This is a genomic window from Arthrobacter sp. S41, assembly GCF_004320535.1.
Classification (GTDB): domain Bacteria; phylum Actinomycetota; class Actinomycetes; order Actinomycetales; family Micrococcaceae; genus Glutamicibacter.
This window is the reverse complement of sequence record NZ_SIHY01000002.1, coordinates 326,692-348,372: the sequence shown is the minus strand read 5'-3', so window position 1 is coordinate 348,372 and position 21,681 is coordinate 326,692. Positions and strand designations below refer to the sequence as shown.

Annotated in this window: 14 protein-coding genes; 8 read left to right on the top strand and 6 right to left on the bottom strand. The window is 56.3% G+C overall.

The genetic code is table 11. From position 1 onward, the window contains the following. Positions 1-178 precede the first annotated feature (178 nt). From EYR88_RS16390 to EYR88_RS12900, 4 genes are read left to right on the top strand one after another with little or no spacing between them, the layout of a single operon-like run. The gene (locus EYR88_RS16390) at positions 179-703 is read left to right on the top strand and encodes a WhiB family transcriptional regulator (RefSeq protein WP_131090373.1); all 525 of its coding nucleotides are present in this window, start codon (positions 179-181) and stop codon (positions 701-703) included. Then, a complete protein-coding gene (locus EYR88_RS12910; RefSeq protein ID WP_131090168.1) occupies positions 649-4,179 on the top strand; it encodes a glycosyltransferase family 2 protein in 3,531 nt (1,176 codons plus the stop codon). The genes EYR88_RS16390 and EYR88_RS12910 overlap by 55 nt, the downstream gene beginning before the upstream one ends. Then, positions 4,179-6,932: a DUF5719 family protein gene (locus tag EYR88_RS12905; protein WP_131090167.1), complete on the top strand. Its 2,754-nt coding sequence runs from the start codon at positions 4,179-4,181 to the stop codon at positions 6,930-6,932. The genes EYR88_RS12910 and EYR88_RS12905 overlap by 1 nt, the downstream gene beginning before the upstream one ends. 25 nt (positions 6,933-6,957) lie before the next feature. Beyond that, complete coding sequence (locus tag EYR88_RS12900) at positions 6,958-7,887, top strand: COX15/CtaA family protein (protein ID WP_131090166.1); 930 nt, start codon at positions 6,958-6,960, stop codon at positions 7,885-7,887. Here the strand turns inward: EYR88_RS12900 and EYR88_RS12895 are convergent. Next, positions 7,884-8,345, bottom strand: a complete 462-nt coding sequence (locus EYR88_RS12895; RefSeq protein ID WP_131090165.1) for a metallopeptidase family protein — start codon at positions 8,343-8,345, stop codon at positions 7,884-7,886. The two genes, EYR88_RS12900 and EYR88_RS12895, sit on opposite strands and share 4 nt — an antisense overlap. Positions 8,346-8,444: 99 nt before the next feature. On the opposite strand from EYR88_RS12895, the gene EYR88_RS12890 reads away from it, so the two are divergent. Next, positions 8,445-8,831 carry a DUF3499 domain-containing protein gene (locus EYR88_RS12890; RefSeq protein WP_131090164.1) on the top strand — a complete coding sequence of 129 codons (387 nt, stop codon included), beginning with the start codon at positions 8,445-8,447 and terminating at the stop codon, positions 8,829-8,831. 179 nt (positions 8,832-9,010) lie between these two features. Continuing rightward, positions 9,011-10,519, top strand: coding sequence for a TIGR01906 family membrane protein (locus EYR88_RS12885; protein WP_131090163.1), 1,509 nt, complete (start codon positions 9,011-9,013; stop codon positions 10,517-10,519). Between the two features lie 74 nt (positions 10,520-10,593). Here EYR88_RS12885 and EYR88_RS12880 read toward each other — a convergent pair whose 3' ends face one another. Together EYR88_RS12880 and EYR88_RS12875 are read right to left on the bottom strand one after the other, a co-directional pair. Then, positions 10,594-12,435, bottom strand: a complete 1,842-nt coding sequence (locus EYR88_RS12880; RefSeq protein WP_131090162.1) for an AMP-dependent synthetase/ligase — start codon at positions 12,433-12,435, stop codon at positions 10,594-10,596. Between the two features lie 78 nt (positions 12,436-12,513). Continuing rightward, positions 12,514-14,124, bottom strand: a complete 1,611-nt coding sequence (locus EYR88_RS12875; RefSeq protein ID WP_131090161.1) for a phospholipid carrier-dependent glycosyltransferase — start codon at positions 14,122-14,124, stop codon at positions 12,514-12,516. 68 nt (positions 14,125-14,192) lie between these two features. Here EYR88_RS12875 and rsmI point away from each other — a divergent pair, with 68 nt between their 5' ends. Together rsmI and EYR88_RS12865 are read left to right on the top strand one after the other, a co-directional pair. After that, positions 14,193-15,053, top strand: a complete 861-nt coding sequence (rsmI, locus tag EYR88_RS12870; RefSeq protein ID WP_131090160.1) for a 16S rRNA (cytidine(1402)-2'-O)-methyltransferase — start codon at positions 14,193-14,195, stop codon at positions 15,051-15,053. A gap of 136 nt (positions 15,054-15,189) precedes the next feature. Next, positions 15,190-16,677 (top strand): NAD-dependent succinate-semialdehyde dehydrogenase, encoded by a 1,488-nt coding sequence (locus EYR88_RS12865; protein ID WP_131090159.1) that lies wholly within the window; start codon positions 15,190-15,192, stop codon positions 16,675-16,677. Between the two features lie 86 nt (positions 16,678-16,763). Here the strand turns inward: EYR88_RS12865 and EYR88_RS12860 are convergent, their stop codons facing one another. The 3 genes from EYR88_RS12860 to EYR88_RS12850 all read right to left on the bottom strand — a co-directional run bounded on the left by EYR88_RS12860 (position 16,764) and on the right by EYR88_RS12850 (position 21,473). Further along, on the bottom strand, positions 16,764-19,151 hold the full coding sequence (locus tag EYR88_RS12860; RefSeq protein WP_131090158.1) for a transglutaminaseTgpA domain-containing protein: 2,388 nt from the start codon (positions 19,149-19,151) through the stop codon (positions 16,764-16,766). 26 nt (positions 19,152-19,177) lie between these two features. Continuing rightward, the gene (locus EYR88_RS12855) at positions 19,178-20,359 is read right to left on the bottom strand and encodes a DUF58 domain-containing protein (RefSeq protein ID WP_165477362.1); all 1,182 of its coding nucleotides are present in this window, start codon (positions 20,357-20,359) and stop codon (positions 19,178-19,180) included. Positions 20,360-20,510: 151 nt separating this feature from the next. Further along, the gene (locus EYR88_RS12850) at positions 20,511-21,473 is read right to left on the bottom strand and encodes a MoxR family ATPase (RefSeq protein ID WP_131090156.1); all 963 of its coding nucleotides are present in this window, start codon (positions 21,471-21,473) and stop codon (positions 20,511-20,513) included. Between the last annotated feature and the right edge of the window lie 208 nt (positions 21,474-21,681).

Below are 21,681 nucleotides of genomic sequence, written 5' to 3'. Positions count from 1 at the left end.
AAAATTGTTCTTAGAATGACCTCCCCACTTGACTCTAGCGGAGTTACACGGATGTAATTAGATGGTGAGTCCGGCGGAATCCATCACATTCTCTAGTTTGATGGAATAAATGCTGCCGGATGGGTAGGCGCCATAGATGGCCCAATCCACTCAAACCAATCGAAAGGTCAACATCACCATGGCGAATCTGGAGCAGGGGTACTCCGAATTTTCGACCTCGGCTGTTGCGTCCGCTCAGTACGGGCTCGAAGACGCACCGTCTGACTGGTTTGTCGACCCTCAAGCCGGTGAGTCCGCACGAGTGGCGCTCGCAGCTGATCTTGAAACTGCAGCCGACAATTATCTTAAAGAGCATGACTCATCTCAGGATGCTGAAGAGATCCCTTCCGTAGGATCTTGGGCACCGGAGCTTGACGAGGACGACGACGTACGCGAGAGCATCAAGGCCGTTTGGCTTGGTGTCGGCGGCGAAGTTGATGAAGGTGAATTGGGCTGGCAAGCCCGCGCACTGTGTGCACAAACAGACCCAGAAGCGTTTTTCCCTGAAAAGGGCGGATCGACTCGAGACGCGAAACGCGTCTGCGGCGCATGTGTTGTTCGCTCAGAATGTCTAGAATATGCCTTGAGCAATGATGAGCGCTTCGGCATATGGGGAGGGCTCTCAGAGCGCGAACGTCGCCGTCTACGGAAACGAGCAATCTAATTCGTCCGCCAATTCATGTCACCGCCATCGTTGCCTCGCACGATGGCGCTGACTTTTTACCACGCACTTTGGCCGCACTGCGAAACCAGTCGAGGCCTATTGAACGCTTTGTTGGAGTAGACGCTTCTTCCTCCGACGCTTCCCTTGAGGTATTGCGTGCCAATCTGCCTTCCAACGCTGCTTTACTGCAAGCCGAGGAAGGCTCTTTGGGCCTATCGATGGAAGCGGCAGTCTCGCAACTGCCAGAAGCACGAGAAGACCGCGACGAATGGTTATGGATCGTCCATGATGACTCCATGCCGGCACCCGAGGCACTTGAAGCACTGACCCGAGCCGTTGAAGCGTCAGAATCGGTGTCCATTGCCGGGTGCAAACTGCTGGACATTGATAACCCCCGCCACCTCGTCGAGGTGGGACTGAGCGTAGACCGCAAGGCTCAGCGACTGACCATGATCGATACCGACGAAGTTGATCAGGGACAGTACGACGCACGCAGCGACTACTTCGCAGTGTCCTCTGCCGGTATGTTCATCCGCCGCGACGTTTTTGAATACCTTGGCGGATTTGATCCAGCAATTCCAGGCCGTGGCGACGACGTGGACCTGTGCTGGCGCAACCGCCTGGCCGGATACCGTGTTGTTGTTGTCCCCGAAGCCAAGATGTACCACCAGGTTGAGGTAGTTGACTCCCTGGCCGGGCCTAGCGAAGCCAAGCGTTCGGAAGTATTCCAGCGTTTGAAGTTTGCCGCCCCACTAACTTTGCCGTTCCTCTGGATCGGCCTTTTGCTCGGCGGTATCGGCCACTTCCTGCTGGCTCTGCTGGCTAAGGACCCAGGCCACGGTTTTGGTCACCTGCGCGCAACGCTGCGCGGTCTATTCACCCCGGGCAAGCTGTCGGCCTCCCGGCGCAATGTGCGCACAATTCGTGAGATTCCACGCCGCCAGGTCCGCAAGCTGATGACCTCGGCGTCGCAGGTTCGCGAATATCGACGCAATCTGACCACCGGCCGCGATGATGCAGAAGTCTTTGGCGACGGAAGCGGTGCCGATGCCATGGTTGAACCCAGTGGCGACAACTTCTCGGACTTTGTTCGCATCGCCCGCCCACCGCGTACCACCGCGGTACTGTCACTGATTTTTGCCCTGCTGATTTCCACGGCCGCTTCGCTAATCGCTTGGCGCAACGTACTTGGTGCGTCTGCGCTTTCGGGTGGCGCCTTGCGTCCGTTCTCGCAGAGCACCAAGGAAATCGGAGCCAATGCGATTTCCTGGTGGCAGAGCATTGGGACCGGGCTGAGTGCTCCACCAGATAATACGGATGCGTTGTTCTGGCTGTACTCGGTAGTGACCTTTGGCCACGCCAACCAGGTAGCTCCTTACCTCTTCCTTGCCGCCATGCCATTGGCTGCCTTGAGCGCTTGGTGGGGCATCGGGGTAGTCAGCCGATCGCGCGCTGTGCGATTCTTTGCCGCACTGGTGTGGGCCCTGCTTCCATCACTCACCTCTTCACTGGCCTCGGGCCGAATCGGCTCAGCTTTGGTTCACATCGTGCTGCCGGTATTTGTGATGGCAGTGATCCGCTCCATGAACGCGCAGGTTGCCGTTGAGGGAGCCAGGCCAAAGACGGCCAAGGCGCAGTCAGTTTCTGCATGGACCGCGTCGGCCTGTGCCGCATTGTTGCTGTGGGTAGTTTCCGCCGGTTCAATGGCGTTCTTCCTGTCAGCGACCATCTTGATTTACGCTCTGGCTCTGTCCTCCCTCCACCGGGCACGTAGCCTGTGGTGGATCCCGTTGCCAGCTGTTGTGTGGAACTTGCCTTTGCTCTTCGCAGCATTGAGCGAACCACGTTTGCTGTTCACCGAGCCAGGAGCTCCTACCGCTTTCTCGCCAGCATTGCCATGGCAGATGCTTCTTGGTTTCCCAGAAGCTTTTGATGCCAAGGCGGGCTTGGTCGGTTGGGATATGTTGCCCGCTGGCCCTTGGGCGCTCGTAGCAGCTTTGCTTATTGGCGCACCGGTGATCATCATGGCCCTTATTGGTACGTTGAGCTCGGCTTTCAGCCACAACGCCACCATGCGCCGCAACTCGCGCCGTCTGCTCTGGGCCGGCGTGATCTCGTTGGCCGCTGGTTGGGCTGTTGGATTTATTCCGGTTAGCCTTCAATCGCATACTTCGGTAACCGCCTACACCGGACCGTTTGTCTCGTTCACCGTTTTTGCTTTGATGGCCGCAGCTGCCAACGCATTGGCTGCACTGCGTCACGAAAACCAGCCTCGCACCCTGCGTGCACGCGCACCACGATCCTTGGTTTCGCTGATGGCAGTCCTGAGCGTGATCGCTGTTGCCGGCTCAGGAAGCGTACTTTTGGCCTCCCAGCTGAACCCAACGGCAGCTTCGCAGGAGCTGACCAAGCTGGTGGATACCCAGCAAGTTCAGTCCTCCCAGCCACGCACCTTGCCGGCCACGGCCGCTGACGCCGGACGCTCTGAATTCCAAGAGCGCACCTTGGTACTCAGCCCACGTTCATCGGGTGAAATCGACAGCCAGCTGGTTTCCAGCTCAGGTGAGACCCTCGATAGCATCAGCCGCTACTCGCAGGTTAAGCAGCTTGATGGAAGCTTGCTAAACCCGGAACGCAACGAAAGCTCGATTACCTCCTCGACCCAGAGCAAGGCAGTTGCCAAGTTGCTCTCCGAGTCCGCACTGGATTCTCGCGATTCCCTGCGTGACTTAGGTATTGGTTACGTTGTACTGAACGAAACCGGTGAGTCCGTTCCCGCCACCGTGCGCACCCTGAACGCAGCTACCGGTTTGGCTTCAGTAGGACAGACCGACAGCGGTTGGCTGTGGCGTGTGGATTACAAAACTTCGGGTGAAACCGAAGGCGCTGGATTTGCTCGCATCGTTGATGAAAATAGTGGCGTGACCGTACTGCCAACCGAGCGTGGCAAGATGAGCAACGTTGAGCTGCCGGAGTCCAAATTGAAGCGGACCTTGGTGCTGTCCACCGCTGCCGATTCGAAGCTGCGCGCCAGCCTCGGGGATGTGGCACTGCGTTCGGTGGCCTATCCGGAAAATTCGGATACCCGCTGGGCTCAGGCCTACGAAATCCCTAATTCCGGTGGCAAGTTGTCGCTGACGCACAAGGAAAGCATGGACACCCCGGTTCTGATTCTAGGCGCCTTGGTCTTGTTGATTACCGTGCTGCTGGCCATTCCGGTTCCAAGCTCGCGCCGATTCGCCAACTACCGCAATAGCGATTATCGTTTCCGCGAACCTCGCGCTGCGGACGAAGAGCTAGCTGATGGTCATGAAGTCTTGGCCGCAGCTGAAGTTCGCAGCCCCTCAACGGCTACTGGCGTCCTGCCACAAAGCCGTCGCGAGGCTCGTGAGCGGGCCAGTGAGATCCGAGAAAACTTGACCCCGAAGCTCAACGACCGAATTTCGGACGATGAAGCCGAGCAGGAGAAGAAGTAGTGAGCGACGAGAAGAACGTTAACTCAGCGGATTCTGCTGATAAGCCTGAAAGCAAGGCTTCGGAGCAATCTAAGCATCCAATGTCTGCAGCGCTGACCCGCGCCGAAGAAAAAGCTGCCAAGATCAAAGCCAAAATCGACGCAAAGTTGGACAAGGCTCGGGCGAAGGAAGCAACACAACGCGCCAAGGCGGACGCCAAAAACGCTGCTGAGTCTGAAAAGGTTCAGAAGGCGCAGCAGGAAGCTGATGCCAAGGCTGAAGCTAAAGCCGAAAAGGCTCGTTTAGCGCAGCAGGAAGCTGACGCTGCCGAAAAGGCCAAGGCTGGCAAAAAGGCCGAAGCCCTGGCCGCCAAGCAGGCTGAAGCTGAGCAGAAGGCTGCCGCCAAGGCAGAGAAAAAGCCAACTGCTCAGAATCAGAGCGAGCAGAAGCCTGCAGTGACCTCGGCACCAGTTGCCGATCCTGACAAGGCTGAAAAGTCTGACCAGGCTGATAAGTCTGCCAAGGATGAGAAATCCGAGACCATTCAGCAGCCTGAGACTTCCCAGAAGTCTGCAACTTCTGTGCCTCTTGCAGTATCGAATACCGAACCGGCAAATGCTCCAGCGCAGGAGCCTGCAAAGCCAGTCGCTGCGCAGAAGCCTGAGCCGGTTGCTCACAAGGCTGAAGAGCACAAGCACGCCTCGCATAAGGCCGAGGAACCAAGCCACGCATCGCATAAGGCAGAGCCACAGCAGGATGAAACCTCAAAACCTGCACAGCTAGTTGCACCGTTGCCTGCTTCGCAGCAGCTAGGTGCACCCGTAGCTGCCGATAAGGCTTCGGATTCGGCGGCGACCAAGGATCCTGAGAGTGCCCCGCAACCAGCAAAGAGTTCAGCAACACCTGCTGCCGGGACTGCAACTGTTGCCGGTGCTACAGCTGCCGCTGGCGGTGTCGCAGCATCGAATTCCGCAGATGAGAAGAATCAGGTTCCTGCCGCGCAAGAGCCAGAAGACGCACAGGCTGCCAAGCGCCGCCGTAAGTTGGAAAAGATTCGTGCTGCTGAGGCAGCTAAGGAAGAACAGTCGCAGAAGTCGGAGGCAGTGGCTACCGTCCCGGCGTCCGAACCAAAAGATTCAAAGGTCAGCGCCCGTCGACGCAAGCTAGAAAAGGCACGTATTGCGGCGAGCAAGGATGCCGCAACGGCTCCTACTCGTAAGAAGACCGGGGCAGTGCTCCTGAGTCTGGCCGCCGTTGTTGCAGCCTGCGCGGTTGTTGGTGGCGGATCGATTATCGCCCCCAAGGCGGCAGAAAGTACTCTGCCAGCGGCGGTGACCAACCTGCCTGCAGGTGACGCCACGAGTATCTGTGCTTCAACTCCACAGCTGCTCAAGGGTGTTGATGGAACGGATCCGCAGTTTGCTGCCGGTGCCAAAAACGTGAACAGCAACGTGCGTTCCATTGCGGTCTCAGACCTAGCCAAACGTATCCCGGGCTCCTCGGTTGCCAAACTTGATGGTTCCTCACCCCGCACACTGACCAAACGCATCAAGGAAGCCGAAGCGGTAGAAGCTCGCGGCGCAGATGATGCTGGACAGACCGGGCGAGTCAGCAAGATTTCAACGCTGAATAACGTCGAGGGTATCCAGTCGTATTCGTTGCAGCCATTAGGCGGCCTGGCCTCGGAAGGTAGCGCACTACGCAGCTACCAAGCCTCGGACGGTGACCTTGAAGGTTTGGCCACGGCTACCTGCCAGGCACCTGCCTCCAACTGGCGCTTTACCGGCCTGCAGACCAGCACCGGATCAACCAGCGTAATGCACCTGTCCAACCCAACACACACCACCGCTCAGGTTGCACTGCAGCTGCGTGGTCCAGATGGACTGATCGATACCCCAACCCTGCAGAGCATTGTTCTTGCTCCGGGGGAGGACAAAGCCTTGGTCCTCGGCGGCTACGCGCAGAATATGGGCTCTGTTTCGGCTGAGGTCACTAGCGTTGGTGGAAAGATCACCGCAACGGTTCAGCAGGCAGCGCTTCGCGGTCTGACCCCGTCGGGTGTGGACTTTGTTGGTGCCAATGCTTCGGCTTCAAACAGTCAGGTAATCCCGGGCGTCTGGATTGATAGCAAGGAGAACATCTCCTCGCTGAGCAAGGACGATAGCTCCTTGGTGCCACAGCTGCACGTTTCTGCCACCGGGTCCTCAGGTGCCGGCTACAAGGTAAAGGTCCTTGGAGAAAATGGTGAAGTAGCAGCAAGCTTTGACGAGAACTTGGCGGCAGCATCAAACGCAACCAGTGTTGTGGATTTGAAGCAGCTGGCCGGTGGCTACTACACCGTCGTGGTTGAATCTGACGCTCCGGTGACCGCAGCAGTACGCATGGTACGAGGTGCTAACCCGAAGGATTCTTCGGACACCGCGTGGGCAGCGAGCTCCAATGTTCTTGCTGGCACTCAGGCCATGCCCATTTCTGCCAACGGCACCGGAAAATTTGCTTTGGCTGCCGTAGATTCGGATTCCTCCGTGGAAGCCACCGTAGTAACCAAGGACGGCAAACTGCAGAAAGCAAAGAAGCTACAGATTGATGCCGGTTCGTCCATTGTCTTTGATCCAAAATCAGTCTCGGATGATGGTCAGGCAGTAATTTTCTCAACCGACGCCAATACCTATATTGCTCAGGTGGCGCTCGGTTCGGATCGTTCGATTGCTTGGGCTGCGATGCCTCAGGCTAATGCCGGTCGCGACGGCATTGTGGTAAATATCGGCGGGTAGCGCCCCGTCACCAAGGAACAGTTTTATGATTACCCCCTTCGGCTGGCTAGCTAGCCGATACACCTTGGAGCGTCGTGCCTTGCGTGCGGCCAGCTTCACGGCCCTAGCTGCTGCCATCTTGATCATCGTGGGTGGCGGCGTGGTTCGCGTGACCGGCTCCGGGCTAGGCTGCCCGGATTGGCCGGCCTGCACCGATGGGTCACTTGCACCCACGGCGCAGATGGGCATCCACGCAACCATCGAGTTCGCCAACCGAATGCTCACCACGGTGCTCTGCGTCGCGGTGGGTTGGGTCATCATTGCAGCTCGTCTGCAACGCGAACCAGTTCCCACCATTACTCGGTGGGCCTGGCTACAGTTCTGGTTGGTCGTTTTGAATGCGGTACTTGGTGGCGTGACCGTATGGGTCAAGCTCAATCCGTTTATGGTCGCCGGGCACTTCCTTGCAGCGACTCTGTTGCTGACCGCTGCGGCTATTACCTGGGATAAAACTCAGAACCTTGAAGCCAGCGAACCACCGTCGAGCACCAGTGAACTTAGGCGATGGGGCACCATCGCGGTCATCATCAACGCGGTGCTGGTTGTTTTGGGAACCGCCGTCACGGGTTCCGGACCACATGCCGGAGATTCGGCCGACGTTCCACGTATGGGCTTTGACTGGCTAAGCATCACCCTCATCCACGCTATCGCGGCCTTTGCGGCGTTGGCAGTTACCTTGATCATCTGGCGCAAAGCCAAGACTCAGCAGGTCGCAGCGGTGTCTCGTAAGGCCAAGATCTACGTTCTGGTTTTCGCCGCTCAGGGTGTGATTGGCATCGTTCAGGCGCTGACCCATTTGCCTGAACTGTTGGTGGTCTGTCACCTGGTGGGTTCGGCCTTGGTATGGATCGGGGCGGTGCGCCTGATGCTCGCCACCCACGCGCCAGCACAAGTGCCGGCGGCTACGCGAAGCTAAAAGTCTTCGGGATCTTCGGGGAAGTAGGACGGGTCAATCTCGTTGATCGGTTTCACCCATAACTGCGCCACCTCGTGAACCACACACTGGTGAACGAGGTCCATCAGCTCTGCGGTGCTATCGGCGATCTGTTCAATCGGCAGACGATAGATCACCAACTCGGCACGCTTATGAGCGGTGGCCGGAGTTGACGATGCCAACGGGATACGATCGGAGACTGCTTCTGCCTGATTGATGAGTTTCTCGCTGGGCACCGGCTCAATGAGGAAATCAATCTGTTCAACTTTATTTGGCCAGCGTTCAGAAAGCCTTTGAGCGCTGGCCATTACTGCGTCGTCGAACCGTTCCGGACGGGAGCGGTAGGCCGGCAAATGAATGGGGATCAGTGGCCCGCGCCGTCCGCGGCCATGGCGATTACGCCGCGGACCACTGGGACGATCAGGCAACTTCGAGTTCATCGTCTCAGCCTATCGCTTAGCACGCTCATGGACCGGCTCCGGCCCACGAACACTGCTAGATCCCCAGCATCAGGGCATCCCACGAGTAGAATAAATAGCGTGGAAGGTCTTCGTCTTTGTTCTCGCCCAGCGTGCCGTGAAACGGCTCGTGCCACCCTCACCTACGTATACGCCGATTCAACGGCCGTGCTAGGTCCATTGGCTACTTACCCCGAGCCGCACTGCTACGACCTCTGCGCTCGGCACGCCAATCGACTCACTGTTCCCAGTGGTTGGTCGCTGATTCGAGGTGCCATGCCTGAAGTGCTTGAGCCCGAAGATGAGTTGAACGCCCTCGTGGACGCGGTGCGCGATAAGCAGCCGCAACCTCATGAATCACGTCATTCCTCCAGCACGCCAGCAGATTCGGTGCGCTCTCGCGATATCAGCAGCCAGCGTTTTGACTCTCGGGTCCGTTTGGCCATGCTCCCTGACGAAGAAAAGTAGTCTAGGCTCACGTATTTAGCCTTTGACGTCCTGCTTATCTCCTAGCCCAAACGTGATTTAGGTGTGGTAATCCGTCGGTTGAGCCCTTGCGGTGGATAAGCTGAAGGCGCGTGAGCCCTCGGTGGCTTACCAGTAACCTAAAACATCACACCATCGCGCGAATTGCAGGAGGTCTGCTCATGGCTGAGGCGGCGAAAAACCCAACCGAGGGGCAAGGAAATGCGGGTCAGCCTGCACCGGCTGCCCCGGAGCGAGCACCCAAGGCGTCACTGAGCCAAAAAGCAGAAGAGCTTGCCGCGCGTCTGGAAGCTCATAAGAATCAGGCTCAGGCCGAAGTAGCTGCCCGCAAGGAAGCTGTTCGCCGAGCCATGTCTGGCAAGTCTGAGTCTGGCACGAACGAATCCGAGACCAATCCAGCTGCTTCACAATCGTCACCTGCAAAGCCGGCTGAGCAGAAGCAGCCTGAACAGAAGCCTGCAGAGCAAAAGTCGACCGCGGACCAGCCAACTGCGCAGAAGCCTGCAGAGCAGAAGCCAGCAACGGCCCAGCCCGCAGCAGCTAAGACTGAGCAGCAGAAGCCAGCGGCAACTACACCTGCACCGGCAAGCACTCCAGCCAAATCTGCTGCTGAAAAACCAGCCGCTGCCAAGCCAGCAGCGAAGCCTCAAGCTCAAGAGCCGGTAGAAGACGTCATTCGCGCCATCAAACTGCCTCACGAACTTGAAGCAGAGAAAAATGCCAAGAACGAACCTGTTGCTCCAGCAACTACCGTTCAACCTAAGGCTGAGCCCGAGAGCAAAACTACCGTCCAGCAGGTCCCACCGGTAGCAGTTGCACCGAAGACCGGCTCACTGCCAACCACCAAAGCAGCCGTAGCCCAGGCACGCAATCGTGTCTTTGGTAGCTATGAACCAGAGCCAGAGCGGTCCGAAGCAGCACAGAAGCGTCGGGTGGCTCGTGAGCGGGCGCTGAACTCCAAACCACCACTGGGGCGCACTGCGCAGGTTGTTGTTGCCTTGATCTTCCCCGTGCTCACCCTGATTACGGCCATTCGCCTGATCGCCACCCCGGCATTCCTAGCGCTGTCCTATGGCCGCCCAGGATTCCCTAGTGACCTCTTCGGATTCAGCGATGATGAACGACTGACCTACGGCAGCTACGGACTGGACTACCTGAACAACTTTGCTGGCCCGGAATACTTGTCGGGGCTTAAGCTTTCCACCGGTTCAGCTATGTTCACCGAGGGCGAGGTTCAGCATATGGTGGACGTCAAGCACCTTATTGGTTTCTCCTACATCCTTGGCATCATCTTGGCAGTCATCTTGATTGTTGGTGTTTGGTACCTAGCTAAGCGTTATGCCGGTGGGGTACGCCGGGCCCTGTTCTCTGGAGCTATTCTCACTTTGGTGATGATTGCGGTCCTGACTGTCGCCGCGCTGATGGGCTGGGAAACCTTCTTTACCCAGTTCCACGCGTTGTTCTTCTCGCAAGGTACATGGACCTTCAGCGTCAAGGACACCTTGATCCGCTTGTATCCTGAGCAGTTCTGGGTCGACAGTGCCATTGGAATCGCTGTATTGGTTGTTGCCACCGTTGTTGTGGTTCTTATCAGTTGCTGGCCAACCGGACGCCGCCGTGAGGCCGCAAGGCTTCGGCAGGAAGCACGCGCCTTCGGTCTGGGTGGCTAAGAGAAAACTGCATAAAAACGAGCTGAGGTGCCGCACAAAAAAGTGCGGCACCTCAGCTCGTTTATGTCAGGATTTTATTTTGTGTAAAGGCCCTGGATCGTCTGATCAAACTGCTCAATGACGGCTTGACGCTTGAGCTTTAGTGAGTTGGTCAGATGTCCTGAGGCTTCAGTAAGTTCGTCGTCAAGGACCACAAACTTACGGATTGATTCGGCCTTGGAGACCGTCAGGTTTGCCGTATCAACGTAGGTCTGCACCTCCGCAATGACCTCAGGATGAGTGGCTGCCTCAGCCAGGGACAGCTCGCCCAGTCCCTTAGCTTTGCCCCACAAGACCAGTTCTTCATGGTCCAAGGTCACCAGAGCCGCGATGAACGGAAGCTGGTCACCAACAAGCACACACTGAGCAACAATTCGTCCGGCGCGAACCATTTCTTCCAAAGGCCCGGGGGAGACGTTTTTGCCACCAGCGGTGACGATTAGTTCCTTCTTGCGCCCGGTCACCTTCAAGAAGCCTGCTTCATCGAGTACACCGGTATCGCCAGTCTTAAAGAATCCGTCAGCATCAAAAGCTTCGGCGGTTGCCTTTGGATTGTTGTGATAGCTGGAGAAGACGCCGATGCCCCTAATGAGGATTTCCCCGTCCTCCGCGATTTTCACGCTGGTGCCAGGGATGGGCCGGCCCACCGTTCCCACACGGGTTCGAGATCCTTCATTCACCGTTGCCGGCGCGGTAGTTTCGGTCAGGCCGTAACCCTCCACCAGCTTGATTCCTGCCCCGCGGAAGAAGTGCGCAAGATCTTGGTTCAGAGCGCTGGCGCCAGAGATGGCGTAGTCGCATTCGCCGCCAAAGACATTGCGCAGCTTTGGATAAAGCACCTTGTTGAACAGTGCATGGCGGGCCCGAAGTCCTAGAGGGAAACGAGCCTTGTTTCCGCGTGCACGCGCGTCACGGATTTTGGATACCTCGATGGCAACTGCTTCAGCCTTGAGGAAGACCTCGCCCTTGCCACTGCTTTCGGCGGTAGCAAGCGCTGTGGTGCGGATCTTTTCAAAGACGCGCGGTACTGCCAGTAAGAACCCTGGCTTCACAGCGGCCATATCTTGAATCAGGGTGCCCATCGAACTTGAGTGTGCGACGATCGACCCGCCATGGATGCAGGTCTGCTGCACCGCACGGGCCAAGACGTGCGCCAGCGGCAAGAACATCAAGGTACGACGGTCCTTGCCTAGGACGTCGGGCATATTGCCTGCGAGGTTGTGAGCCACCATGGCAAAGTTCGAGTGGGACATATTGCAACCCTTGGGCCGTCCCGTGGTGCCGGAGGTGTAGACCATCGTGGCGACATCTTCGAGCTTCATTGAAGAACGGCGGGATTCAATGAGCTCCTCGTTCACCCGTTCAGGGGCAACCAGCAGCTGGTGTAGACCAGCCGAGGGGATCAGCGACTTGTCCGCCTGATCGGATCCTTCAAAAATGTGGGTGCGTACTTCTTCACCCAATTGTGCCACCGCGCGACGGACGTTGGCACGCAGCTCATGATCCTCGGCAAAGACAACCCGAGCACCTGAATCACGCAAGATCCATTCAATTTGGAAGGGACTGGAGGATTCATAGATGGGCACCGAAACTCCGCCAGCAAACCAGATGGCTTCTTCAGCAAGAGCCCATTCGTACCGAGTGCGAGAAATGATCGCGACCTTGTCGCCGGGCTGCAAGCCATCATTGACCAGCGTGGTGGCAAGGCGTTTCACGTCAACGAGGAATTTTGCTGCACTGATATCGTGCCACTGACTCTCGCGCTGCACGCTGAACAGGGGCAGATCCGAGCCGCGGGCGACGCGGTCAAGGAGTAGATTCGTCGTATTAAACTCGGGCGGTAGCTCGGTTAGTAGCTCGACGGAAACTTCTTGCATGGAAGCTAAATCCTTCTTGAATCGAAAATCATCAAAGTGGCCTATCTTATGGCTTTAAGGCCCAGCGACCACCGGTGCCTAGCCCCAGCTAGGGATCCACACATGGAGGCGCCACAGTTCATCCGCTATCATTTCCCCAGTCCAGATTGACCAGAAGAATGCTGAAGTGACTAGGAATATCACTAGTCCTAAGGTGACCACGACGATGCGTGAGCGGTACACGAGGGCAGAATTCGACTCCCGTGAAACGAACTTGCCAATCATATACGTCAACGAAAGCATCATGAACGGGACCAGCGGCAAGGTGTAGAAGAAGAACATGGTGCGTTCCGGGTACATCAGCCAAGGCAGGAAACCAGCTACAGCTGAGGACAAGATTGCCCCTGCGCGCCAATCTCTCGCGCCAATCCACCACAGGATCAGCAAGAACATGCTGATGGAGCAAGCCCACCACAATAGCGGGTTGGGAAGATCGGTGATGACCTCGGTGCAACGCTTGAGATCACAACCGTTGGCGCCCTTGTCGTAGCCTTCAAAGTAGAACAGCACAGGGCGCCCGGCAAAAGGCCAGGTCCATGGTGAGGACTGCCAGCCATGTTCTGAACTCAGCCCGGTATGGAACTCGTAGCCTGCCTGATGGTAGTGCCACAAGGACCGGAGCGGCGCTGGCAACCAGCTGACTCCTTGGCCAGGATTTTCCTCGGCCCAGTGCCGATAGCGTCCACCGGTTGTGACCAGCCATCCGGCCCACGTGGACAGGTAGGTCATAAATGCCAGGGGCACCATGGTGAAGAAGGAGTAAATTCCGTCACGAGTGAAGGTCGAACGCTGCCACTGATGAATGCCAGCGGTACGGCGAGCAGCAAAATCCCACAGGACGGCGAGCAAGCAGAAAACCGCGACGAAGGACAAAGCGGACCATTTGATCCCGACGGCTCCACCGAGCATGACAGCTGCTACCAGACGCCAGGGACGCCACCAGAGCATGGGACCTTGTTTTAGTAAAAAGTCATCGGGGCGGTTGCCTTCTGGGACGGCTAATTTGCGGGCCAGTTGTGTGCGCCCATGAACCCGATCTTTGAGCAGTGCGTAAAAGGCCGCCAAAACGAAGAACATCAGGAAGATGTCCAACAAAGCGGTACGGGACATCACAATTGAGTGACCATCAATGGCCATCAGTAGACCGGCGATACCGGCCAGTGTGTGGGAGCCGAAGAGCAACCGTGCACACAAGGTCACTAGAAGGACCGCCAAGGTGCCGAATAAGGCGGTGGAGAATCGCCAACCGAATCCGTTGAAGTCGCCAAAGACCAACATGCCCAGAGCGATTAACCACTTACCCAAGGGTGGGTGAACCACGAAGGAGGAGTCTGCGGACAGCTGCGGATTTCCAGCAATGAACTGCGGATCGCTTTCGTCTGCCCATTCGCGCTCATAGCCACTTTGGAGTAGCGAAAAAGCGTCTTTGACGTAATAGGTTTCGTCAAAGATCAGCATGTGAGGGTGGGCAAGATTTACAAAGCGGAGCATTCCGGCCAACAGCGTGACGGCTAACGGGATAATCCACATCAGTGGACCGGAGGCCACAGCGGTTGGCAAGAGCCGAGCTTTCAGGCTCTGAAAAGTGTAGGCCTGCCGTGCTGAGCGGACATGGCCAGCGTCCGCGGAGTATAAAGTCGAGGTGCCCATCACCAACTCATGCTACCGGCGGAAAGTACAGAAAGTGGGCTTTTCCTACTTCGCGTAGGCTTAAGAATGTGCAGATCTCAGAGAATGAGGGCGTAATCGTCCTGGGCGCCACCCCGATTGGCAATTTATCCGATGCATCCCCGCGATTGCGGGAGATGATGACCAGCGCGGATATTATCGCTGCGGAAGATACTAGAAACTTCCACCACCTCGCTCACGCCCTCGGTATCAAGATCACCGCCAAGGTCATGAGCCTCCATGAGCACAACGAAGCTCACAAGCTCTCCGAAGTCATTGAACTGGCTGCGCAGGGTGCCACCATCCTGGTCGTCTCGGATGCTGGCATGCCTGCAGTTTCTGACCCCGGTTACCCACTGGTGGCTGCTGCCCTCAGCGCGGGGGTCCGGGTCACCGCAGTACCTGGCCCATCAGCCGTACTGACCGCACTTGCCCTTTCCGGACTTCCCACGGGACGCTTCACCTTTGAGGGCTTTTTGCCTCGTAAGGCGGGGGAGCGACGCAAACGTCTGGACACGTTGCTCCATGAAGAACGCACCATGGTCTTCTTTGAAGCACCACACCGCCTCAGTGATTTTCTTGACGCTGCCATTGAAGCTTTTGGCGAAGACCGCCAAGCTGCGGTGGCTCGCGAACTGACCAAAAAGTTTGAAGAGGTTCGTCGTGACTCACTGGGTGCCTTGAAGACTTGGGCCGAGCCTGGAGTGCGTGGAGAAATCGTGGTGGTGATCCACGGTGCCGAAGAAGCTGAGCCAGCAACCATTGAGGAACTGCTGCCCAAAGTCTCAGATCTCGTGGAGCAGGGCACCCGAATGAAGCAAGCCGTGGCTGAGGTGGCGGAAAAGTTCGGTGCCAAAAAACGTGACCTGTATGAGGCTGTCTTGGCACAACGTCACGAAGCGAAGAAATAGCAAAATTCGCATAGGCTGATTGCACAATGAATCTACGCTTTTATAGTGCACAGGGCGATTTACAGTTTGCTCATGCCGAGAATAGCGTAGGCATCAACGACGATTAGTTTCATTTAGAGATTCAGGAGATGCGCGTATGTCGATCACTGCCCAGCGCGAAGCAGAACTGCTTGCCAAGGTTCCAACCGGTCTTTTGATTAACGGTGAATGGCGCGATGCCTCGGACGGCGGCACTTTTGATGTGCTTGATCCGGCCACCGGTGAAAAGCTACTGACCCTAGCCAGTGCCACCAGCGAAGACGCCATGGCAGCACTGGATGCAGCCGACGCGGTTCAGGCTGAATGGGCCTTGACCGCACCACGTGAACGTGCCGAAATTCTGCGCCGTGCCTTTGACTTGGTCACCGCACGCAAAGATGACTTTGCCCTGTTGATGAGCCTTGAAATGGGTAAGCCACTGGCCGAAGCCTACGGCGAAGTGACCTACGGTGCTGAGTTCCTGCGCTGGTTCTCCGAAGAGACCGTGCGCCACTACGGCCGTTACATCACCACCCCAGAGGGCAAGAACAAGGTCCTTGTTCGGCACAAGCCAGTTGGCCCATGCCTGTTGATCACCCCATGGAACTTCCCATTGGCGATGGCCACCCGTAAGGTCGGCCCAGCGATTGCTGCAGGTTGCACCATGGTGCTCAAGCCAGCAAAGCTGACCCCACTGACTTCCCAGCTGTTCGCAGCCACCATGATGGAAGCTGGCCTTCCAGCAGGTGTGCTCAACGTTGTTTCGGGCTCCTCGGCTTCGAAGATCTCCGCTCCACTGATGCAGGATGACCGCCTGCGCAAGGTTTCCTTCACCGGTTCCACCCCAGTGGGCAAGCAGCTGATGAAGGATGCCGCAGACAAGGTTCTGCGTACTTCGATGGAATTGGGCGGCAACGCACCATTTATCGTCTTTGAGGATGCTGACCTGGATGCTGCAGTTGAGGGCGCCATGGCTGCCAAGATGCGCAACATGGGCGAGGCCTGCACCGCAGCTAACCGCTTCTTGGTTCACGCTGACGTTGCCGAAGAGTTCACCGCGAAGTTCGCTGAAGCGATGAAGGCTCTCAAGCCAGGACGTGGCACCGAAGAGGGCACCACCGTTGGCCCACTGGTTGAAGAGAAGGCCCGCGACGAAGTGCATGCACTGGTCGAGGCTGCCATCAGCGCTGGCGCAACCGCCGTGACCGGTGGCGCACCAGTTGAAGGCCCAGGCTACTTCTACCAGCCAACTGTGCTGGCTAACGTTGCCAACGACGCCAAGATCCTTACCCAGGAAATCTTCGGCCCAGTTGCACCTGTCACCACCTTCACCTCGGAAGAAGAAGCCATCAAGCTGGCTAACTCCACCGAGTACGGTCTGGCTTCCTACATCTACTCGCAGGACTTCAACCGCATGTTCCGCGTTTCGGAGCAGATCGAATTCGGTCTGGTTGGCTTCAACGCTGGTGTTATCTCCAACGCTGCAGCACCATTCGGTGGCGTGAAGCAGTCGGGTCTGGGTCGCGAAGGCGGCGCTGAAGGCTTGGCCGAGTACACCACCGTGCAGTACATCGGCATCGCCGATCCATACGCTGCAAAGAAGTAATCTGTGCATCCATAGATGCCAATCATGAAATGAGGCCCAGCCATTTGGCTGGGCCTCGTTTCTTTAAGAAACTAGTCTGGGCGTCCCTATCTGGAACGTTGTTTGTCGCGGAGTCCTGACCGTAACGACGGCGGGACAAGGAATGTAGTTAGTCGTTGCCAGACCGACAGCTGAGCACGCAGTTGCTCTTGAATTCTGTGCAGGGCATTGAGCACAGGTACTTCATCGGTTTCACCAGGGTGGCGATCGGCGTAGAAACTCTGCTCAACAACTTGCTGAATCTGTTGGAGCTCTGGGGCCAAAGCCGGGTAGTCAACAGATAATCTAACCGTGTAGTCTCCAACGGACTCGTGAGTACCAGCCGGGAGCTTCGCGTCGGCTCCGACACTGAGCAGTTCCGCCCACAAGGCTTGGGCAGCCTCTGGTGTGCCAGCACGGATTTGTTTCAGACGTTCCTGCCGGATGCGATTACGACGCCAAGGGCCGATGCACAACACAGCGCCAATCAACACCAGCGCCACAGGAAGCAACCATAGGTTCGTTGCACCCTGTTCACTGGTTTGTGGCGTTGCCGCCTGAGCCGAGGGAGTTGCCGATGGTGTACGAGTCGGAGTACTGCGGGTTGTAGGTACTTCAGGTGCGGTGCTTTCCGAAGGGGCCGCGCTCCGGGTTGCTTCTGGCGCATAACTTGGGGTGTAGCCTCGACCTGGTGTTGGCTCAAAGGGAACCCAGCCTAGGCCGGTGATAAATAGCTCAGGCCATGCGTGCGCCTGTTGTCCGCTGACGGTATAGCCTTCAAGTTTGGTGCCAGGCTTGGCGGTTCTTTCAAACCTCTGCGGACTTCCAATTTCTTCAGCATTAATGGATTCACCCGTAGCAACGCCTGGGGCGTAGCCCACGGCAATGCGCGAAGGGATTCCTGCTTCACGCGCCATCAGCGCCATTGCCGAAGCAAAGTGAACACAGTATCCCTGCCTGCGGTCTGGGAACGCCTCGACCACTTGTGCATTGGCTCCGTCGTATCCTTCACGCAAAGGGGTGCGCTCTGAGTAAGCGAACTTTCCAGAACGGAAGAAATCTTGGATGGCTGCTGCCTTAGCCAATTCGGTGTCCGGGCTCGCCCCATCCGCATAGGCTTCGTCGAGGGTCTCTCGCAACAAGGGTCGCAGCGAGTTTTCTTCATCTGTCGGAAGCCGAGAATATTCGCTGGATACACTAGGCCCGCTCATCGCACCCCACCCGGCAAGTTCTTCAACTAGTTCAGGCGTGAATTGAAGTTGTTCATAAGCTACGGAGATATCTTTGGTTGCGCTTAACGCGTCGCCACTGAGTCTGGCCACAGAGGTTTCATGAGTCCAACGCCAATCGCCTTGGATGCCTTGGACAAAATAACTTTGAGTCGGCAGCGGGAGTAACGGGTTGGTGTTGTTATTGGGCCAGGTCATTCGCAGTACTTGTTCAGAACTACCAAACGAGGAGTAATCACTGGTGACCGCGGTGTCACCGTAGTAATCAGAATAGAAAAGGTTCTCGCTCGGTTCCCAGCGTTGCTGGGTCAAATCTGTGATGACTTGGGTCCGCAGATATGGAGCTTGGTCTGCACTGGTGTAATACGTCAAGAACGGTTTTTTACCGTTTGATCGTAGATCTCGCCCCAAATTGATGAGTGGGTCTACGTTATTGGCCAGCAATTCTCCCGAGGGGCGTTTACCCTCGGGGAACATGCCTGCACGAAAACCGGGCATCCATAAACTCGCGGCGAACAGCGAACTTATACAGGCCAGTGCAGTAATTCCAAAGACGCCCAATGTCTTGGCTGGCGGGAATTTATGTTGAGCTGCGCCCTGAGAAACGGAAGTGAACGTGTACGGCAACAAAGCTACATAGCCCAGTACACCAACGACCAGAAGGGCGAGAAAACCTATTCCGGCACCTTCCTGCTTAAACAGGGACGCAACGATAGGGGCAAAAGACAGCGGAATAACGGCCAGCAAAGCGGTGCGTCGGAATGTGGCAAGTATTTGCGTCAGCAGACTCACTACGAGGGCAAGAACCAGTATCGAGAGGTCGATATACGCTGAGCTAGCCACCGGCGGAACTTGAGTTGCCAGTTGCAATCCTGCTTCAGAGATCGAAGAGAAAAACCACTGCATTGGTGATAGACCGTAGGTATTTGAGTCCATGGCGTCGTGGCCCATGACCGCAGCCAAAGCTACAAGGGCTGCAGCTGGCAAAGCTAACCAGCGGATCACCCGGATCCCGCGGATCAACCCGTAAACCAGATGAAGTACAACAACGGGGAAGATCAGGTAGGGCAGCCATGAGGTGCCCTCAACCACTCCGGTCAGTGATGCTGTTCCGGCCAGAACCGCTAGTGCTAAACAAAGCGCGGCCAGGCCTCGGGCTAGTAAATGATCTATTGCTGGCGCGCGAGAAGACTCAACGGACGGCTGAGCCTCAGAAGGGTTGGTCACTGGTGAATCTTGCACTTCGACACCCACTAGTTTCCCCAAATCTGTTCGACGCCAGAGGTGCCGGGCAGGAGATGAATTTTCCAACCGGTTGTTGAGAGCTCTTGCTGAACCGCCGCATATCGTTCTGGGTGGGTAACGAGAATAAATAGCTCCACACGTCGTACCGTGCGAGCCAATGTTGCTAGCCAGCTGGCTTGGGCAACGGTGAGTTCTCCCAAGATCATGATCACTGGTTCTTCGCGAGAATCTAGCATGTCCTTTTGCAGACCTGAACCCAATAATTCAGTTGGGTCAGTTGCTTGAGTGCTCGTGTCTAAAGCAAGTCCTGCTGTGGCGGCATGGAAAGTGTCAAAGCTTCGATGCGCTGAATGATCCGAAGCTACCTGGTGCTGTCCGACGATAATCGGTGTTCCCGATAGGTCACGGAACGATAAGTTGTAGCCGCTGCTGGCAAAACGAAGTCCGATACTGCTTGCCAAGGACAGCGCCGTCTCAAAGCGACGGCTACTTGGTAAGTCTTCTTGGGAACCGTTGGGGATCGCTAGACGAAGATCTGAACCATTTTGACACCAGTGTTCATGGTCAGTATCCAAAATCAGCAGAGCATGAGCGGTGGCTACGTGATTCTCTTGACGAACCATTAGCTTGCCTTGACGCGCGCTAGCCTTCCAATGAACCTGTCGGATGGAGTCACCCTGTTGATAGTCACGGATGGCCACGTCATAGTAATCAGCTGTGGTGCTATGCGAATGTCGTGCATCGCCCGAGAGCATTTGTTCGCCGAGGTTCGCGAAGCGCTGGAGATCCAAGAGCTTGGAACGGACAGGGACGTTGAGGGTATCTCCTGCGTTGACCATCCCACGGATGAGGCCCAAGGAGTCGGTAATGATTTGCTGTGCCGGACCAACCTGGTGGACGCCACGGGTTCCGAACACCAATTCGTACTCACAGTAGCCGGGTGCATCAAGAACTGGTCCACGGGCGAAAGGCTCAGGTAGCTGCTCCTGAATCATCGATGATTCACTGGCGCTTAGACGGAATCTAGATACGTCCCCGACGCTGGGTTCCACGGAAACAAGTTCTCGGTGTATTTGAGTACGTGCTCGAAGGCTTGATGCCAACGCCCAACTGATGATCGCCAAGACCAGTAAACAGATCCCGAGAGCCATCAACTCGTGGCGACCGAATAGATAAGCCAAAAAAATCATGAGGGCTCCTGCACCAATGGTGCACCAGCCACGAATCGTAAATAGATCTAATCGGAATCGACGTAGCGCTAAGGGCACAGAACTTTCCGAGCGTACCCACGAAAGAGTATCGCTTGAGTCATAGCGGGGGATCTTGCCCATGGGGTGCCAGCTAGCTAACCGGGGTATTGGACAGCAGGTCTTGAATAATGTTTGACACTTCTGCACCTTCAGCGACAGCACGTCTGGTCAAAATCAATCGGTGGTTCAAGACCATGTGTGCCACACTGCGAATGTCTTCTGGCAAGACATGGTCCCGGGCGTTGATGGCCGCATGCGCTTTGGCCGCACGGACCCACTGAAGAAGGGCACGCGGTGAGGCGCCTAGCTCTATTTGCGGATGGTTACGCGTTGCGCGACCAAGATCCACCACGTAGGTCCCCAGCCGTTCGGTCACGGTGACCGAATTGACCTGTTCGATCATTTGCTGCAAATCGACGAGCTGAAGTACTGACTCCAATGACTCAATCGGTTCATGCTGATGGTGGCCAGCGATCATTGAGATCTCGGCTTCTCGTTCTGGGTACCCAAGTGAAATTCGTGCCATGAAACGGTCACGCTGTGCTTCAGGAAGAGCGAAAGTACCTTCTGAATCCAATGGATTCTGTGTGGCAACAACCATGAAAGGATGCTCAAGAGTATGAGTGATAGAGTCCACCGTCACCTGAGCTTCTTCCATACATTCAAGAAGCGCCGATTGTGTTTTAGCATTGGCACGATTGATCTCGTCAGCAATGACAATGTTGGCGAATACCGGCCCAGGATGAAAAGTGAACTCGTGTGTTTGTGGTGAATACACCGAAACGCCAGTAACGTCGCTTGGCAGAAGATCAGGGGTGAACTGGATGCGATGAACCGTGCCGTTGACGCTCTTTGCCAAGGACTTCGCCAGTATGGTTTTGCCGACGCCCGGGACATCTTCGAGTAATAGATGGCCCTGTGCCAACAAAACGATGAGCGCGTTAGTGATGACCTCTGGTTTACCGGTGATCACCGTTTGCACAGCACCAGATATCCGTTCGCAGTTTGTACGGAATGTTGAATCCAACGACGGCATCGTGGGGTTGGCACTCATTCAAGTTCCTCCTGCGCAGTGGTTCAGTCGCGAGACACTTCGCATCCTGAGGTATTCAGCAAACTCTTAGTGACTATCATATGGGCATGTTTTATCCGTATAAATAGGCTAACTGGCTCAATGACAAAAAATAAATGTGGCTCATTTGCGAGTTGATGACAGACTAAAATTGATAGTGGTCTGTAGTAACAAAGTGCAAAGGAAAATC

Excerpts from the sequence above, each read along its gene's own strand:
- EYR88_RS16390 (WP_131090373.1), top strand. The coding sequence starts at position 179 with ATGGCGAATCTGGAGCAGGGGTACTCCGAATTTTCGACCTCGGCTGTT.
- EYR88_RS12910 (WP_131090168.1), top strand. The coding sequence starts at position 649 with ATGGGGAGGGCTCTCAGAGCGCGAACGTCGCCGTCTACGGAAACGAGC.
- EYR88_RS12900 (WP_131090166.1), top strand. The coding sequence starts at position 6,958 with ATGATTACCCCCTTCGGCTGGCTAGCTAGCCGATACACCTTGGAGCGT.
- EYR88_RS12895 (WP_131090165.1), bottom strand. The coding sequence starts at position 8,345 with ATGAACTCGAAGTTGCCTGATCGTCCCAGTGGTCCGCGGCGTAATCGC.
- EYR88_RS12885 (WP_131090163.1), top strand. The coding sequence starts at position 9,011 with ATGGCTGAGGCGGCGAAAAACCCAACCGAGGGGCAAGGAAATGCGGGT.
- EYR88_RS12880 (WP_131090162.1), bottom strand. The coding sequence starts at position 12,435 with ATGCAAGAAGTTTCCGTCGAGCTACTAACCGAGCTACCGCCCGAGTTT.
- EYR88_RS12875 (WP_131090161.1), bottom strand. The coding sequence starts at position 14,124 with ATGGGCACCTCGACTTTATACTCCGCGGACGCTGGCCATGTCCGCTCA.
- EYR88_RS12865 (WP_131090159.1), top strand. The coding sequence starts at position 15,190 with ATGTCGATCACTGCCCAGCGCGAAGCAGAACTGCTTGCCAAGGTTCCA.
- EYR88_RS12855 (WP_165477362.1), bottom strand. The coding sequence starts at position 20,359 with ATGATTTTTTTGGCTTATCTATTCGGTCGCCACGAGTTGATGGCTCTC.
- EYR88_RS12850 (WP_131090156.1), bottom strand. The coding sequence starts at position 21,473 with ATGAGTGCCAACCCCACGATGCCGTCGTTGGATTCAACATTCCGTACA.